The following is a 14,408-nucleotide window of genomic DNA, read 5'->3' as shown; positions in this document are numbered from 1 at the left end:
GGGGGGACGGGGGGGGGGGCCTTGGGGGGGGGGGGGGGGTGGGGTGTTGGGGGGGGGGGGGGGGGGGGGGGGGGGGGGGGGGGGGGGGGGGGGGGGGGGGGGGGGGGCGCGCGGCCCTCGCGCGTCACCGCGCGCACGGGGCCGCGCGCCGGACCGGGGAACCGGGTCAGCGGCAGTGCTGGTTGCGCTCGGTCTGGCTCATGCGGGCGTCCTTGTGGTTGACGTAGCCCAGCCGGGCGTCGCCGCCGTAGTAGCCGGACGACTTGTAGTCGTGGACGTACCAGATGTAGTGGCCGTAGTAGCGGGACCGGAAGTGGATCTCGTACCAGCCGGTGGCCTCCTGCTTGGGCGTGCCGCGCTCGACCCAGCCCTTGGAGCCCGGCGGGATGTTGACGGTCTCGCCCTGGCTCTCGGTGTGCGACGCCTGCCAGGTGTGGCCGTAGGTGGTGGCGATCTCGGCCTCGAAGACCTCGAAGAACTTCACCCCGGCGCTGACCTGGACACCGACCGAGTTGGTGGTGCCGGTCGTGTCGGACCAGTCGATGCGGTGCTGGTTGGTCTGGCTGCCGCAGTTGAAGGCGGTGCTGCCGACCTGGTGGGCGGAGCCCGCGTACGTCCAGTAGCTCTGCGGGTGGAACTCGCAGAGGTCGGCCCAGCTGCACGCGTCCAGCAGCTGCCGGGTGCTGGGCGTGTCCTCGGCCACGGCGTTCGGGGCGCCGAGCAGCGAGGCGCCGAAGGCGAGCGCCGCGACCGCGCCGGCGGCCCGGCCGAGGCGCTTGAGGGGCTTGGGTGCGCTCTGGGGGCGGTCCATGGATACAGCTCCTGGGGAAGGGGGCCGGCGGAGGGTCCGCGAGCCGCAGGTGAGTGGCGAACACCACTGTCACCAGCGCCGAATTGATCAGCACCCCCCGCTGATCAGGGAAATCAATGCGCGGTGGCGACGTGGGGACGGCTGCCAGGACCAGAAAAAGATCTGGATCATGGCAACCCTTTGCGGGACCTGTGACCACAAGGAGGCGGATCCCAGATCGTCGACGATCGACGCCTACTACCGGCTGGTCTCCGTACGCAGCGGCAGGGTGCTGGACGTCAACGGCTTCTCCGCCGGCGTCTTCCGCTCCACCGACCAGGGCGCCACCTGGCTCCGCGTCAACGACGACGCCCACCAGTGGGGCGCCATCGGCGGCGTCGGCGTCATCACCGGCGACCCTGACGTCTTCGGCCGGGTCTACGTCGGCACCAACGGCCCTGGCCTCCAGTACGACGGCCCGTCCTGACCCCTGAGCGCCGGCCGCTCGTGTCCCGTCGAGAACCGAACGCGCGTGACGTGCGTGATAGCGGAGAACGCAGGGACACGTACACACGAGCGGGGGGACGCGAGTGGGAACTTCAGCACGCGCGAGAACGGCGGCAGTGGCCGCCATGGTGACCGGGGTCCTGGTCTCCGGGGTCCTGGTCACCGGGACGGCGACGGCCGACGGCGAACCGGCGGCTTCCGGCGCGCGGACCACGGCCTCGACCGTCACGCTGATCACCGGAGACCGGGTGGCCGTCGGCGAAGACGGCCGGGTCGCCTCGCTCGTCCGCGGCGAAGGCCGCGAGAGCGTCGGCTTCTCGGTGCGGCGCGAGCGCGGCCACACGTGGGTGATCCCGCAGGACGCCCTGCGCCTGATCACCGACGGCGTGCTCGACCGGCGCCTCTTCGACGTGGCGCGGCTGGCCGAGGACGGCTACGGCGACGCGGACCGCGGCACGCTGCCGCTGATCGTCGGCTACCGCGAGGACAGCGCCCGGAAGACGGCCCGCTCCGGCGCCCGCGACCCGTTCGCGGGAGTGCCCGTCGAAAAGCGGCGCGCGCTGCCCGCCGTAGCCGGCGAGGCCTTCACGGTGCCCAAGTCCGGGACCTCGGCACTGTGGTCGGCCGTCACCGGCGGCACCGGGGCCCGTACGGCGGACGCGGCGACCGGCTCCGTACGGCCCGTCGCCCATGTCTGGCTGGACGCCAAGGTGCGGGCCTCGCTGTCCGAGAGCGTGCCGCAGATCGGCGCCCCGGCGATGTGGAAGTCCGGTTACACAGGCAAGGGCGTCACGGTGGCGGTCCTGGACTCGGGCGTGGACGAGACCCACCCGGACCTCAAGGGCGTCGAGGTCGCGCAGAAGAACTTCAGCGGCGCTCCCGACGGCAAGGACCACTACGGGCACGGCACCCACGTGGCGTCGATCCTCGCCGGGAGCGGCACGCGGTCGGGCGGCCGGTACAAGGGCGTGGCGCCCGGTGTGCGGCTGCTGGACGGGAAGGTCCTGGCCGACGACGGGTGGGGCGACGCCTCGGGCATCGTGGCCGGCATGCAGTGGGCCGTCGACCAGGGCGCGCGGGTGGTCAACATGAGCCTGGGCTCCCTCGACACCCCGGGCGTCGACCCGATGGAGGCGGCCGTCGCCCGGCTGTCCGCGAAGGCCCTGTTCGTGATATCCGCCGGCAACGACGGCGACAGGCCCGGCACGATCGGAACGCCCGGCAGCTCCCCCGCCGCGCTCACCGTGGGCTCCGTGGACAAGCAGGACCGGATCGCGGACGACTCCAGCCGCGGCCCGAACCTCGACGGCACGCCCAAGCCGGACATCACCGGCCCCGGCGTCGACATCACCGCCGCCCAGACCACGCAGGGGGAGACTCCCCCGGGCGACGGTTACGCCGTGCACAGCGGGACGTCGATGGCCGCCCCGCACGTGGCGGGCGCCGCCGCGCTGGTGCTCCAGCAGCGCCCGGGCATCGGCGGGGCCCGGCTGAAGTCGCTGCTGACCGGCTCGGCCGAGCCGAACCCCGGGCTGACCGCCCATCAGCAGGGCGCGGGCCGGGTGGACCTGGAGCGCGCGGCCACCGCCCAGGTCGTCTCCGAGCCCGGCTCGCTCGGTTTCGGCCTCCAGGCGTGGCCGCACGCCGACGACAAGCCGCTCACCAAGACCCTCACCTACCGCAACCTCGGCACCCGGCCGGTCACCCTCCAGCTGAGCACCTCCGGCCCTGCCCCGGCCGGCATGTTCACCGTCAAGGACACCCGGATCACCGTCCCGGCCGGCGGCACCGCGACGACCTCCGTCGTCGCCGACACCCGCAAGGGCACGCGTGACGGCGTCTTCGGCGGCACGGTCCTGGCGTCGGGCGACGGCCAACAGGTACGTACCGGGCTCGTGGTGGAGCGTGAGGTGGAGTCCTACGACGTGACGGTGCGGCACATCGACGCCGACGGGGCGAAGCCGGCCGCGTACACGACGACGATCACCCCCCGTGCCGAGGGCGCCGGGGTCGTCCTGCCGTACCGGGCGAACGGCACGGTCGTGCAGCGGCTGCGCAAGGGGAGTTACCTGCTCGACAGCATCGTCTTCGCGGCGGACAACGAGCCGGGCTTCTTCGTCCAGCCGGTGCTGACGGTGAACAAGAACGTCACGGTCACCCTTGACTCCCGCAAGGCGAAGCCGTTCACCGTGAAGGCGCCGGATCCGGCGGCGAAGCCGGTCACCTCGGTCGTCGGCTACTTCGACTCGGGCGCCGGCGTGGGCAACACGTGGTCCTCTGGCGGGGCGCCGCCGGTCCGCACCCTGGCGCTCGGCCCGGCCTCCCCCACCCTGAAGGCCCAGTTCAACGGTGTGTGGAAGAAGCCCGGTGCGGCCGGGCAGAACGTCGACCACCGGTTCGCCTTCCACCGCAAGGGCAGCTTCTTCACCGGCCTGAACCGCACCCTCGCCCGCGGCGAGGTCGCCGAGGTGAAGCTCAACTTCGGCGCCTCCGTCGCCGGCGTGAAGGGGCAGGTGTCCATCACGCCGGTGGACGAGCAGGGCGACACCGTCGGCATCGCCGAACCGCCGGCGCTGGGACTGCCCCGGTCCACCACGCACTACCTCAACACGGACGGGGTGCGCTGGACCTGGACGGCCGCGCAGGTCGACGCCCGCGGCGAGGCGCGCACGGTGTACACGAGGGGGCCGGTGACGTACAAGCCGGGCTCCCGTCAGACGCTGCTGTTCAACACCGGTGTCGTCGGGCCCGGTGCCGCGACGGTCGAGCGGACCGGCGACCAGCTCGGCGCGCGGGTCTCGCTGTTCGTCGACGGCGGCGGCAATCCCGGGACGCCGGCCGTCACCAAGGGCTTCGCCCGGCTGGAGTCCGGCGGACGGGTCCTCGCCCAGGAGCCCGACGCGAACTGGGCGAGCGCCGAGGTGCCGGCCGCCTCCGCCGCGTACCGGCTGACCGTCGAGGCGGGCCGGGCCGCCGCGGACACCGCGACCAGCACCAAGGTGACGGGCGTGTGGACCTTCACCTCGGCCCGGCCGGCCTCGGGCCGTACGGCCGTGCTGCCGCTGTCGACGGTACGGCTCACCCCGCAGCTCAGCCTGCGCGGTACGGCGCCGGCGGGCGGCACCCTCGCGGTCCCGCTCCGGCTCGCGGGCCCGGCCGCCGGGGCCGGACAGGTCGCCGCCCTGAAGGTGGACGTCTCCTTCGACGCGGGCCGCACCTGGAAGCCCCTCACCGTCGCCACCGACCCCAAGGGCGCCCGCTCGGTGACCGTCAAACACCCGGCCACCGCCAAGGCCGCCTCCTTCCGGATCGACCTGAAGGACAAGGCGGGCAACACGGTCCGCGAGACGATCATGAACGCGTATCTGCTCGCTCGGTGAAACACCGCCGCCGGGCTACGGGCCAGGGGCTGCCGCGCTACGCGGCGGTCCCCGGCCCGGCCTCCCCCGGATCGCCCAGCGGCCGGGTCTCGCCCTCGTCCTCGGCCGCCCGGCGCTCCGGCTGGGTCGCGTCCAGGTCCCAGAAGTACCGGCAGTCGTCGCACCGGTACTCCGGTATCCCCGCGTCGAGGTTCAGTACAGCCCCGTACGGGCAGCCGCTGCCGTCGCCCCGGCCCGCGCGCTCCTGTTCCCAGGTATTCGCCATGGGGTCGACCGTGCGGGGTACGGGTCGGGGCCGTGCAGAGGGCATGCGGGGGCGCATGGGCGCTCACCACGCGAAACAGGTCCCACCCGGCGTCGGCAGCCCCAGGTCCGGGTGAGGGCCGGCGCGTCGGTCCAGCGTTGCGGTGACGGTTGCCGACCACGGGACAAGAAATGGATAGGGCAATCCGGTTGCTAGACTCAAGCGTATGACCCCTGGCGCCCAGAACCGCGACGAGCCCTCCGCCCAGCCGCTGCGCAGTGACGCCGAGCGCAACCGGGGGCGGATCATCGCCGCGGCGCGTACGGTGTTCGCGCGAGACGGGCTGAGCGCCTCCATGGCCTCCGTGGCCCGCGAGGCGGGGGTCGGCATCGCCACGATGTTCCGCCGGTTCCCCACGAAGGAAGAACTGGTCGACGCCGTCTTCGCCGACCGCATGGGGGCCTACGCCGACGCGGTCACCACCGCCCTGGACGACCCCGACCCCTGGAACGGCTTCGTCGGCTACATCGAGGCGGCCTGCGAGATGCAGGCTTCCGACTCGGGGTTCGCCGACGTACTGACGATGGCCTTCCCGACGGCCAAGGTCCTGGAGCAGCGGCGCAACGACGCCTACACGGCCATGGTCGAACTCATCGGCCGCGCCAAGGCGGCGGGCCGGCTCCGCGAGGACTTCGACCCCTCCGACCTGGTGCTGCTGCACATGGCCAACGCCGGCGTGATCAACGCCACCGGCGACGCCGCTCCCGACGCCTGGCGCCGCGTGGTCGCCCTGCTGATCCAGTCCCTGGAGACCCCGGCCCGAGGCCCCTTGCCGGCCCCGCCCGGGCACGACGCCCTCTACAAGGCCATGCTCCGCTCCGGTTCGGCGGACACGGACGGGAACGACTGACCCGGCCTCACCTCGCCGGGACGCTTGCGGGGGCGGCCACTCGTTCCACCAGGTCGGCGCAGATGGTCCACCGCGTCGACATCCAGGAACGACAGCAGGGCGGGGGCGGGCAGGTCCGGATCGCCGCCCGCCCCCGCTTCACGCAGGAGGTCCGACACGTGGCGTTGGTGGGCCTCCGCGGCCTCGGAGACGTAGCGGCGTTCGCGGGCGGCTTCGAGGAGGCGGAGGCGGGTCCTCGCGGCGACGGGACGCCCCAAAAGGCGTGACGTCAGCCGCTGAAGACAAGTTCGGCCTGGTCACGCTTGGTGGCATGGAGGTCCCAGTAGACGGGTGAGATCTCCTCGGGCTTCGCGGTGGGGAAACCCGGGACGACGGACACGCCGATGGAGACGTCGATGCCGACGTGAGCGGCCTGGACACCCGTGCCGGCGAGCTCCTTGTGCAGGTTGACGACCCAGTTACGGAGAGCCGCCGCCGCGGCGTTGACGTTGCCGACCTGGGGCACAGGGTCGATCGAGCCCGCGCCGGTGGTGTAGAGGAGGGTACCGGCGCCGTTCTCTCGCATGGCGGGCAGGACGGCGCGCGTGGCGGTCATGGCCCCGTACAGCTGCAAGTCGATCTGATGCTGGACGTCGGCCGGGGTGGTGTCCGCGGGGTTGGTGAGGGTGGTGTCGCTCGCGGTGCCGACAGGGGAGAACTCCAGGACGTCGATGCCGCCGAAGTGACTCGCGGCGTCCTCGATCGCCCGGGTGAGGGCGTCACGGTCGAGGACGTCTGCGGGGAAGGCGGCGGCGTCGACGAACTCGGTGGCGAGCTCGGCGACGAGACGGTCGAGCTTGTCCCGGTCGCGGGAGATGAGGGCGACTTTGAAGCCCTTACGGCCGAAGGTGCGGGCGATGGCGAGACCGAGCTGAGGGCCGGCTCCGACGACGGCGATGGTGCTCATGGTGGGTCCTTCTCTGGGCGGGGAACTTGAAGCCGAACATTCGGATACCCCTTTCCGTTTCAAGATTCGGATAGGGCTTTCCGTTTCGACGCGACCACCGTAACATACAAACGGATAGGGCACTCCGGATGCCCTCGGGCGCCCGGCCCGCACCGCCGGACCCGTACCGTCTCCACGGAAGGAACAGCATGTCGTTCACAGAAGCAGTACGTATGTCCCTCGTCGCCAAGTACGCCACGTTCTCCGGCCGCGCCCGACGCGCCGAGTACTGGTGGTACTCCGTGCTCTACCTGATGGCCACCATCGCCTCCGTCGGGGCCGGCTGGGCCGCCGGCATCCCTCTCCTGAGCGCTCTCGTCCTGCCGTTCGTCGTGCCCATGCTCGCGGTTTCGGTCCGCCGGCTGCACGACACCGGCAGGTCGGGCCGACGGATGTTCATCGCGCTGATCCCGGTCGCCGGGCCGATCCTCTATCTCGCGGGCATGACGGTGAACAGCGATCCGGGCGACAACCGGTACGGCCCCTCCCCCAAGGCTGTTGCCCGCCCCGCCGGGTGAGCGGTCACGAACCACCGTGCGGGCGCAGCACCGTGCCGGACCGCGCCGCCCGCCGGTGGCCGGCGAATGACCTGACAGAGGCCGGCGAGGTGTTCTTCGGCTCCGAGCCTCCAGCGCAGTCCGACCGAGTCGACCGCCAGACAGGAGGCACCCCGGGCACCGGCCGACACCACGAACCGGAAGGCCCCCTGAAGCCCGGCGCCGGGGATACCCCACGTCTCGGCCGAGACCCCGGACGGGAACACGGGGGTCTGCGGACGTGCCCCGTACGTCGTAGTCGCGGGCGAGTCCCACGACGTACAGACGATCTTCAGACCGGCCCGATGACCTCGAAAGCACAGAGCCGGGCAGGCGCTCCGCATCCCTCGTACGGGCCCTCGACCAAGGTCAGGTCCCGCGCATGGGCTCAGCCCAGGAAGCTGAGCCGGACCTGACGGTCCGGGTTGTCCTTGTTGGTGTCCACGAGGCACACCGACTGCCAAGTGCCCAGTTCCAGGCGGCCCGCCAGGACCGGCAGGGTCGCATGGGGTGGGACCAGGGCCGGGAGCACGTGGTCGCGGCCGTGGCCGGGGGTGCCGTGGCGGTGGGTCCAGCGGTCGTCCGCGGGGAGGAGGGTGTGGAGGGCGGCGAGGAGGTCGTCGTCGCTGCCGGCGCCGGTTTCGATGACGGCGATGCCCGCGGTGGCGTGGGGGACGAAGATGTTGAGGAGGCCGTCGCGGTTTCCGGCGGTCTCGCGGAGGAAGGACTCGCAGTCGTGGGTGAGGTCGATGACGCGCTCGCGGGAGCCGGAGGTGATGTGCAGGACGCGGGTGGTGAAGGCATCGGACATGGGGGCATTGTCCTCGTCCTCGCCGTGGGGCGACGTCGGTGAGCGGGGGTGCGCCGGCCAGGAGGGGTGGTCGTCGCGACGAGGATGCGGGCGGACCGGTCCATGAGGCGCGGTCCGTTCCGTGAGGCACGACCACCCCGCAAGAACCGGGAGCGCGGCCGCCCCACAAGCACCAGCCCGCGGCAGGAGCCGCCACCCCGCCGGGGACGCCCGCGGCCCAGCCCCGTCGGGAAAGCCACAGTCCACTTCTCAAGACACCCGTTGACCACCCCTCCCCAACTGGCTACGTTCAGCCCCATGTTGCGTTCAGCCCTGCTCACCACGCGCGGTCACATCGACCTGCTGCGGGTGGCTTCCGCCGCGTGTCGTCGCGGCTGCTGACGCCCTTCTCCCCTCGGTAGGCCCTTCCCCGGGCAGACGTCTGCGCGCGGTCCGACGCGGCGCGGCCGAGGCGTGTTCCCCCCACCGCATCGTGGAGCCCTCGTGAGCATCAGCCATGCCCCGCCCCCACCCGACGCGGCCGAGTCCGACATTCCGGATAGCCGCGGCCTCGACCTCCAGCCCCTCCTCCCCCGCACGGCCCGCCGCGCCCGGGTGCCGCGCTGGCTGCGGCGGACGACCGGCCCCGTACTCCTGCTGGCCCTGTGGCAACTCCTTTCCACGACCGGCGTGTTGACGTCGGACGTGCTCGCCTCCCCCGGCCGGATCGCGGAGGTGGGCAGGGAGTTGATCGCCGACGGTTCCCTCACCTCGGCGATGGGTACGTCGCTCCAGCGCGTCGCGCTGGGGCTGTTGTTCGGCACCCTCATCGGCACCGGACTCGCCCTGTTCTCAGGGCTGTTCAGGGTCGGCGAGGACCTGGTGGACGCCCCGGTACAGATGCTGCGGACGGTGCCGTTCGTCGGTCTGATCCCGCTGTTCATCATCTGGTTCGGGATCGGCGAGACCCCGAAGGTCGCGATCATCACGCTCGGGGTGACGTTCCCGCTGTATCTGAACGTGTACGCCGGGATCCGCGGCGTGGATGCCCAACTCGTCGAGGCGGGCGAGTCGTTGGGGCTGTCCCGGTGGGGTCTGGTCCGGCATGTCGTGCTGCCGGGCGCGCTGCCCGGCGCACTGACGGGGCTGCGTTACTCCCTCGGCATCGCCTGGCTCGCGCTGGTCTTCGCCGAACAGGTCAACGCGGACTCGGGGATCGGGTTCCTGATGGTGCAGGCGCGGGACTTCCTCCGTACGGACGTGATCGTGGTCTGTCTGATCGTGTACGCGTTCCTCGGCCTGTTCGCCGACTTCGTGGTCCGTTCTCTGGAAAGGGTGTTGCTGCAATGGCGACCGACGTTCACCGGCCGGTGACCGGGCAGGCGGTACGGGTCGAGGGGCTGACGCGGTCCTTCGACGGGCGTGCCGTCATCGACGATCTCCAACTCGACATCGGGCCGGGCGAGTTCGTCGCCCTGCTCGGGCGCAGCGGGTGCGGGAAGTCGACGCTGCTGCGGATCCTCGCGGGGCTCGACCGGGAGATCGAGGGGACGGTGCTGGTGCCGCGCCGCAAGGCGGTCGCGTTCCAGGCGCCGCGGCTGATGCCGTGGAAGAGGGTGTGGCGCAACGTCCTGCTCGGACTGCCGGGACATCCGTCAAGGGACGTGGCCGACAAGGCACTTGAGGAGGTCGGGCTCGGTGGCCGGGCCGACGCCTGGCCCAGGACGCTCTCCGGCGGTGAGGCCCAACGCGCCTCGCTGGCAAGGGCGTTGGTGCGCGAGCCCGATCTCCTGCTGCTGGACGAGCCGTTCGGGGCGCTGGACGCGCTGACGCGGATCAACGCCCAGCGGCTGGTGGGCGAGTTGTGGCGGCGGCGCGGGTGTGCGGTGCTGCTGGTGACGCACGACGTCGAGGAGGCCGTCCTGCTCGCGGACCGGGTCCTGGTCATGGACGGCGGGGTCATCGCGTACGAGCGGAAGGTCGGGCTGGAGCGTCCGCGCGAGCTGTCCGACCCGCGGTTCGCGGAGTTGCGTACGGAGCTGCTGGTGCGGCTCGGTGTCGACGCGGCTGCCTGAACTCCCGTAGGAATCCCCCCACTTCGAGCTGAACGGATCCCCATGCGACGCCGTTTTCTTCCTGCTGCCCTCCTCCCCCTCGCCCTTCTCCTCGCCGCCTGTGGTGGCGCCTCCTCCGCGAGCACCGCCACCGACGGCAGTGGCTCTCTGACGCTCAACGTCGGTGACCAGAAAGGGGGTTCGGAAGCGGTGCTGCGGGCGGCGGGCGAACTCAAGGGTCTCGGCTACCGGATCAAGTGGTCCACGTTCACCTCCGGTCCGCCGCTGCTGGAGGCCGTCAACGCGGGGGCCGTCGACGTCGGCGCCGTCGGCAACACGCCGCCGGTCTTCGCGGCGGGCGCGGGCTCGAAGATCACGGTGGTGGCCGCGTCCCACGGCTCCGCCGAGGGCGAGGCGATCCTCGTGCCGAACGGCTCGCCGCTGACCGGGCCGGCCCAGCTGAAGGGCCGTTCGATCGCCGTCGCGCAGGGTTCCTCCGCGCATTACCAGCTCATCGCCTCGCTCCGGGCAGCCGGGCTCGGCCTCTCCGACGTACAGGTCAAATATCTCCAACCGGCCGACGCGCTCGCCGCGTTCACCTCCGGGAAGGTCGACGCGTGGGCGGTCTGGGACCCGTACACCTCACAGATCCTCGAAGCGAGGAAGGGGCGCGCGCTGACCACCGGGCAGGGTCTCGTGAACGGGCTCAGCTTCCAGGTCGCCGCGCCCGCCGCCCTGAAGGACCCGAAGAAGGCCGCCGCGATCGAGGACTACCTCGCACGGCTGCGGCGCGCGCAGGACTGGGTGTACGGCCATCAGACGGAGTGGGCGAAGGTGTGGGCGAAGGACACGGGGCTGCCGTACGGCGTCGCGCTCGCCTCGGTGAGGCGTACGCACTCGACCCGCGTCCCCGTCGCCGTCGACCGGGCGGCGATCGACTCCGAGCAGAAGATCGCCGACACGTTCACGGAACTGAAGCTGATCCCGCGCAAGGTCGACTTCTCGGCCTTCACCGACGCCCGCTTCAACGGCGACCTGCCCGCCTCCACGACCCCGGCGCGCTGAGCCCCACGTACGACCCTCCGGTCAGCTCGCCTTCGGTTTCCGGGCCTGGTTCTTGTTGAACTCCGCCACGTTGCGCTGGTGTTCGGCGTAGTTCGCCGTGAAGCGGGTGTCGCCCGGCTTGACCGTGACGAAGTAGAGCCAGTCGCCGGGGGTGGGGGTGATCGCGGCGCGCATGGCCTCTTCGCCGGGGTTGTCGATGGGGGTCGGGGGGAGGCCCATGCGCTGGTACGAGTTGTAGGGGCTGTCGATCTTCGTGTCGGCGACCGCCGTGTTCAGGGTCGAGCGGTTGAGGGCGTAGTTGATCGTCGAGTCCATCTGGAGGGGCATGCCGCGCTCCAGGCGGTTGAAGACGACGCGGGCCACCTTGCCCATGTCGGCCTTCGCGGCGGCCTCGGCCTGGATGATGCTGGCGATGGTGACGGCCTGGTAGACGTTCATCGCGTTGCGCTGGGCACCGGCGGCCATGGGGGCGCCGTTGAACTTCCTGTTCGCGGTGTCGACCATGTACGTGAGGAGGGACTGGGGGGTCGACTTCTCGGTGAGGGGGTACGTCGCGGGGAAGAGGTAGCCCTCGGGGTTGCCCTCGGCGTCGGCCGGGAGCTTGAGGCCGGTCCTCGGCAGTGTCTTGCGGGTCGTGCCGACCGGCAGGGCAAGCGCCTTGTCGACCGCCTCGTAGACCTGGCCGGAGCGCCAGCCCTCGGGGATGGTCAGGACTTTCGGCTTGGCGGCCTCGGGAGCCGGGCGCTCCACGTTCAGCAGGGGTACCGCCACCGCGGCAGCGGCCACGACGGCCCCGGTGACGACGAGGACGGTTCGGCCGCGGCGCGTCAGACGGATCGCGCTCCGGGGCGGAGTGTTCATCTGCATGCGGGCACGTTAACTCGCACACCGTCAAAAACCGGGCATATCGTCGCTTTGTCGGATGATCAGCCTCCGGAAGCCGGAGTGTCCGGGAGGTCGGGGCTTCGGGAACACCGGGGCTGTGGAACAGCGAGGGGCCGTGGGATGCCGAGCGGCTTCGGGACGCCGAAGGGCCATGGGAGGCCGAGGGGCCGTGGGACGCCAAGTGACTTCGGGACTCCGAGTCGCTTCGGGACCGCCGAGCGGCTTCGCGACACCAGCGGTCCGCGGTACGTCTGGGTCTCGGGGCGCCGGCCCCTTCGGACACCCGGGTCTCAAGACGCCGGACCTCAAGGCGCCGGACCTTTCGGGCACCGGCACCCTCATGGCATCGGAGCCCGCAAAGCACCGGAACCCTCGGAGCGCCGGGATCCCCGCAGCGCCAGGACCCCACCCCGCCGGAGTTCCTACGACGCCGTCACCCGCTCGTCCTTCCTCACCAGCCCCGCATACCTCCCCTCCCGCGCCACCAGCTCCTCGTGCGTCCCCCGCTCCACGACCCGTCCGCCTTCGAGGACGGCGATCTGGTCGGCGTCCCGGATCGTCGACAGCCGGTGCGCGATCGTCAGGGTCGTCCGGTTCGCCGACAGCGCGTCGATCGCGCGCTGCACGGCGTACTCGGTCCGCGTGTCCAGCGCGCTGGTCGCCTCGTCGAGGATCAGGACCGGCGGGTCGCGCAGGATGGTCCGCGCGATGGCGAGGCGCTGCTTCTCGCCGCCGGAGAAGCGGTGACCGCGCTCCCCGACGACCGTGTCGTACCCGTCGGGCAGCGACACGATGTGGTCGTGGATCTGCGCCGCGCGGGCCGCCTCGTACAACTCCTCGTCGCTCGCGTCCGGTTTCGCGAAGCGGAGGTTCTCCGCGACCGTCGCGTGGAAGAGGTACGTCTCCTGGGAGACGACGCCGACCGCGCGCGCGAGGGTGTCGAAGTCGAGGTCGCGGACATCGACCCCGTCGAGGGTGACCCGGCCGCCGGTCACGTCGTACAGGCGCGGTACGAGGTGGCCCAGCGTGGACTTGCCCGCGCCGGTCGGGCCGACGACCGCGAGGCTGTGGCCGGCGGGGACGGTGAGGTCGATGCCGTCGAGGATGGCCCGGCCGGCGCCCTCGCCCCCGTACCGGAACGACACATCCTCGAAGCGGATCTCCCCCTTGACCCGGTCCAGATGGACGGGGTGGTCCCGCTCGGTGATGTCGATCGGCAGGTCCAGGTACTCGAAGATGCGCTGGAAGAGCGCCAGGGAGGTCTGGATCTGGACGCCGGTCGCCAGGAGGCTGACGGCGGGGCGGAAGAGGCCCTGCTGGAGGGAGACGAACGCGACGATCGTGCCCAGCGAGATGGCCGGGCCGCCGACCTGGAGGGCGACACCCGCCGCCCAGTAGATGAACGCCGGCATCGCGGACATGACGATCCCGATGACGGACATCCGCCAGCGGCCCGCCATGTTGGAGCGGACCTCCAGGTCGACGAGGCGCTCGGACTCGTCGGCGAAGGCCCTGGTCAGGGAGTCGGAGCGGCCCATCGTACGGCCGAGGAGGATGCCGCTGACGGACAGCGACTCGGTGACCGTCGCGGACATCGCGGCCATCTGCTTCTGCCGCTCGGTGGTGATCCGCTTGCGCTCCGAGCCGACCCGGCGGCTGATCCAGACGAAGACCGGCAGGAGCAGCAGGGAGACGGCGGTCAGCCGCCAGTCGAGGGCGAGCATCGCGACGATCGTGGCGACGACGCTGGTGAAGTTGGAGACCAGGGAGGTCGCGGTGGAGGTGACGGTCGCCTGCATGCCGCCGATGTCGTTGGCTATGCGGGACTGGACCTCGCCGGTGCGCGTGCGCGTGAAGAACGCGAGGGACATGCGCTGGAGGCGGCCGTAGACGGCGGTGCGCAGGTCGTGCATGACGCGCTGGCCGACCGTCGTCGAGATCAGCGTCTGGAGGACGCCGAGGACGCCGGAGAGGACGGCACTGAGGATCATGCCGAGGGCGAGCAGGCTCAGCAGGCCCGTACGCCCCTGGGGGATCGCGACGTCCAGCGTCTCCTTCAGCAGGAACGGTGTCGCGACGCCGACCAGCGAGGACGCGGCGACCAGGAGGCCCACGAGGGCGAGGCGGGCGCGGTAGGGACGGAACAGCTTCAGGATGCGGCGGACCTGGCGGGGCTGTGGTTGTCCGGGGTCGGCCGATGGGTTCCAGGCGGGTTGTTTCTCTCGGTCGGGGTGCATGGGCTCCTTCGGGAGGCTCTTCGGG

14 protein-coding genes are annotated in these 14,408 nt (G+C 71.6%); 8 read left to right on the top strand and 6 right to left on the bottom strand.

Going from position 1 to position 14,408, the window contains the following annotated elements:
- Positions 1 to 166: 166 nt before the first annotated feature.
- A complete protein-coding gene (locus ACLZOT_RS47395; RefSeq protein ID WP_416975507.1) occupies positions 167 to 811 on the bottom strand; it encodes a hypothetical protein in 645 nt (214 codons plus the stop codon).
- 169 nt (positions 812 to 980) lie between these two features.
- On the opposite strand from ACLZOT_RS47395, the gene ACLZOT_RS47390 reads away from it, so the two are divergent.
- Together ACLZOT_RS47390 and ACLZOT_RS47385 are read left to right on the top strand one after the other, a co-directional pair.
- Complete coding sequence (locus tag ACLZOT_RS47390) at positions 981 to 1,277, top strand: hypothetical protein (protein ID WP_416975509.1); 297 nt, start codon at positions 981 to 983, stop codon at positions 1,275 to 1,277.
- Positions 1,278 to 1,422: 145 nt separating this feature from the next.
- Positions 1,423 to 4,677 carry a S8 family serine peptidase gene (locus ACLZOT_RS47385; protein WP_416975506.1) on the top strand — a complete coding sequence of 1,085 codons (3,255 nt, stop codon included), beginning with the start codon at positions 1,423 to 1,425 and terminating at the stop codon, positions 4,675 to 4,677.
- 37 nt (positions 4,678 to 4,714) lie between these two features.
- Here ACLZOT_RS47385 and ACLZOT_RS47380 read toward each other — a convergent pair whose 3' ends face one another.
- On the bottom strand, positions 4,715 to 4,942 hold the full coding sequence (locus ACLZOT_RS47380) for a hypothetical protein (protein ID WP_416975505.1): 228 nt from the start codon (positions 4,940 to 4,942) through the stop codon (positions 4,715 to 4,717).
- Between the two features lie 205 nt (positions 4,943 to 5,147).
- Between ACLZOT_RS47380 and ACLZOT_RS47375 the strand changes: the two genes are divergently transcribed.
- Both ACLZOT_RS47375 and ACLZOT_RS47370 read left to right on the top strand, forming a co-directional pair.
- Positions 5,148 to 5,831 carry a TetR/AcrR family transcriptional regulator gene (locus tag ACLZOT_RS47375; RefSeq protein WP_416975504.1) on the top strand — a complete coding sequence of 228 codons (684 nt, stop codon included), beginning with the start codon at positions 5,148 to 5,150 and terminating at the stop codon, positions 5,829 to 5,831.
- Positions 5,832 to 5,893: 62 nt separating this feature from the next.
- Positions 5,894 to 6,097 (top strand): hypothetical protein, encoded by a 204-nt coding sequence (locus ACLZOT_RS47370; RefSeq protein ID WP_416975503.1) that lies wholly within the window; start codon positions 5,894 to 5,896, stop codon positions 6,095 to 6,097.
- Positions 6,098 to 6,099: 2 nt separating this feature from the next.
- Here ACLZOT_RS47370 and ACLZOT_RS47365 read toward each other — a convergent pair whose 3' ends face one another.
- The gene (locus ACLZOT_RS47365; RefSeq protein ID WP_416975502.1) at positions 6,100 to 6,777 is read right to left on the bottom strand and encodes an SDR family oxidoreductase; all 678 of its coding nucleotides are present in this window, start codon (positions 6,775 to 6,777) and stop codon (positions 6,100 to 6,102) included.
- A 188-nt stretch (positions 6,778 to 6,965) separates the two neighbouring features.
- Between ACLZOT_RS47365 and ACLZOT_RS47360 the strand changes: the two genes are divergently transcribed.
- A complete protein-coding gene (locus ACLZOT_RS47360) occupies positions 6,966 to 7,334 on the top strand; it encodes a DUF805 domain-containing protein (protein ID WP_416975501.1) in 369 nt (122 codons plus the stop codon).
- 406 nt (positions 7,335 to 7,740) lie between these two features.
- On the opposite strand, the gene ACLZOT_RS47355 is transcribed toward ACLZOT_RS47360, so the two are convergent.
- The gene (locus ACLZOT_RS47355) at positions 7,741 to 8,163 is read right to left on the bottom strand and encodes a secondary thiamine-phosphate synthase enzyme YjbQ (protein ID WP_416975500.1); all 423 of its coding nucleotides are present in this window, start codon (positions 8,161 to 8,163) and stop codon (positions 7,741 to 7,743) included.
- A gap of 483 nt (positions 8,164 to 8,646) precedes the next feature.
- Here ACLZOT_RS47355 and ACLZOT_RS47350 point away from each other — a divergent pair, with 483 nt between their 5' ends.
- Genes ACLZOT_RS47350 through ACLZOT_RS47340 form a run of 3 tightly spaced genes read left to right on the top strand, consistent with a single transcriptional unit; the run spans position 8,647 to position 11,261 of the window.
- Complete coding sequence (locus ACLZOT_RS47350; protein ID WP_416975499.1) at positions 8,647 to 9,516, top strand: ABC transporter permease; 870 nt, start codon at positions 8,647 to 8,649, stop codon at positions 9,514 to 9,516.
- Positions 9,489 to 10,217, top strand: a complete 729-nt coding sequence (locus tag ACLZOT_RS47345; protein ID WP_416975498.1) for an ABC transporter ATP-binding protein — start codon at positions 9,489 to 9,491, stop codon at positions 10,215 to 10,217. The genes ACLZOT_RS47350 and ACLZOT_RS47345 overlap by 28 nt, the downstream gene beginning before the upstream one ends.
- 42 nt (positions 10,218 to 10,259) lie before the next feature.
- Positions 10,260 to 11,261 carry an ABC transporter substrate-binding protein gene (locus tag ACLZOT_RS47340; RefSeq protein WP_416975497.1) on the top strand — a complete coding sequence of 334 codons (1,002 nt, stop codon included), beginning with the start codon at positions 10,260 to 10,262 and terminating at the stop codon, positions 11,259 to 11,261.
- A 21-nt stretch (positions 11,262 to 11,282) separates the two neighbouring features.
- On the opposite strand, the gene mltG is transcribed toward ACLZOT_RS47340, so the two are convergent.
- Entirely contained in the window at positions 11,283 to 12,128 is an 846-nt protein-coding gene (gene mltG, locus ACLZOT_RS47335) for an endolytic transglycosylase MltG (RefSeq protein WP_416975496.1), read from the bottom strand.
- Positions 12,129 to 12,568: 440 nt separating this feature from the next.
- Positions 12,569 to 14,383 carry an ABC transporter ATP-binding protein gene (locus ACLZOT_RS47330; protein ID WP_416975495.1) on the bottom strand — a complete coding sequence of 605 codons (1,815 nt, stop codon included), beginning with the start codon at positions 14,381 to 14,383 and terminating at the stop codon, positions 12,569 to 12,571.
- Positions 14,384 to 14,408: the final 25 nt, after the last annotated feature.

This window comes from Streptomyces sp. 4F14 (assembly GCF_048159485.1).
Lineage (GTDB): Bacteria > Actinomycetota > Actinomycetes > Streptomycetales > Streptomycetaceae > Streptomyces.
Note: the sequence above shows the minus strand (reverse complement) of the source record. Positions and strands in the feature narration are given on the sequence as shown.

What these genes read in the sequence shown, in the direction of transcription:
- ACLZOT_RS47395 (WP_416975507.1), bottom strand. Translation starts at nt 811, where the DNA reads ATGGACCGCCCCCAGAGCGCACCCAAGCCCCTCAAGCGCCTCGGCCGG.
- ACLZOT_RS47370 (WP_416975503.1), top strand. Translation starts at nt 5,894, where the DNA reads ATGGTCCACCGCGTCGACATCCAGGAACGACAGCAGGGCGGGGGCGGG.
- ACLZOT_RS47355 (WP_416975500.1), bottom strand. Translation starts at nt 8,163, where the DNA reads ATGTCCGATGCCTTCACCACCCGCGTCCTGCACATCACCTCCGGCTCC.
- ACLZOT_RS47380 (WP_416975505.1), bottom strand. Translation starts at nt 4,942, where the DNA reads ATGGCGAATACCTGGGAACAGGAGCGCGCGGGCCGGGGCGACGGCAGC.
- ACLZOT_RS47345 (WP_416975498.1), top strand. Translation starts at nt 9,489, where the DNA reads ATGGCGACCGACGTTCACCGGCCGGTGACCGGGCAGGCGGTACGGGTC.
- ACLZOT_RS47365 (WP_416975502.1), bottom strand. Translation starts at nt 6,777, where the DNA reads ATGAGCACCATCGCCGTCGTCGGAGCCGGCCCTCAGCTCGGTCTCGCC.
- ACLZOT_RS47360 (WP_416975501.1), top strand. Translation starts at nt 6,966, where the DNA reads ATGTCGTTCACAGAAGCAGTACGTATGTCCCTCGTCGCCAAGTACGCC.
- ACLZOT_RS47340 (WP_416975497.1), top strand. Translation starts at nt 10,260, where the DNA reads ATGCGACGCCGTTTTCTTCCTGCTGCCCTCCTCCCCCTCGCCCTTCTC.
- mltG (WP_416975496.1), bottom strand. Translation starts at nt 12,128, where the DNA reads ATGCAGATGAACACTCCGCCCCGGAGCGCGATCCGTCTGACGCGCCGC.
- ACLZOT_RS47385 (WP_416975506.1), top strand. Translation starts at nt 1,423, where the DNA reads ATGGTGACCGGGGTCCTGGTCTCCGGGGTCCTGGTCACCGGGACGGCG.
- ACLZOT_RS47330 (WP_416975495.1), bottom strand. Translation starts at nt 14,383, where the DNA reads ATGCACCCCGACCGAGAGAAACAACCCGCCTGGAACCCATCGGCCGAC.
- ACLZOT_RS47390 (WP_416975509.1), top strand. Translation starts at nt 981, where the DNA reads ATGGCAACCCTTTGCGGGACCTGTGACCACAAGGAGGCGGATCCCAGA.
- ACLZOT_RS47375 (WP_416975504.1), top strand. Translation starts at nt 5,148, where the DNA reads ATGACCCCTGGCGCCCAGAACCGCGACGAGCCCTCCGCCCAGCCGCTG.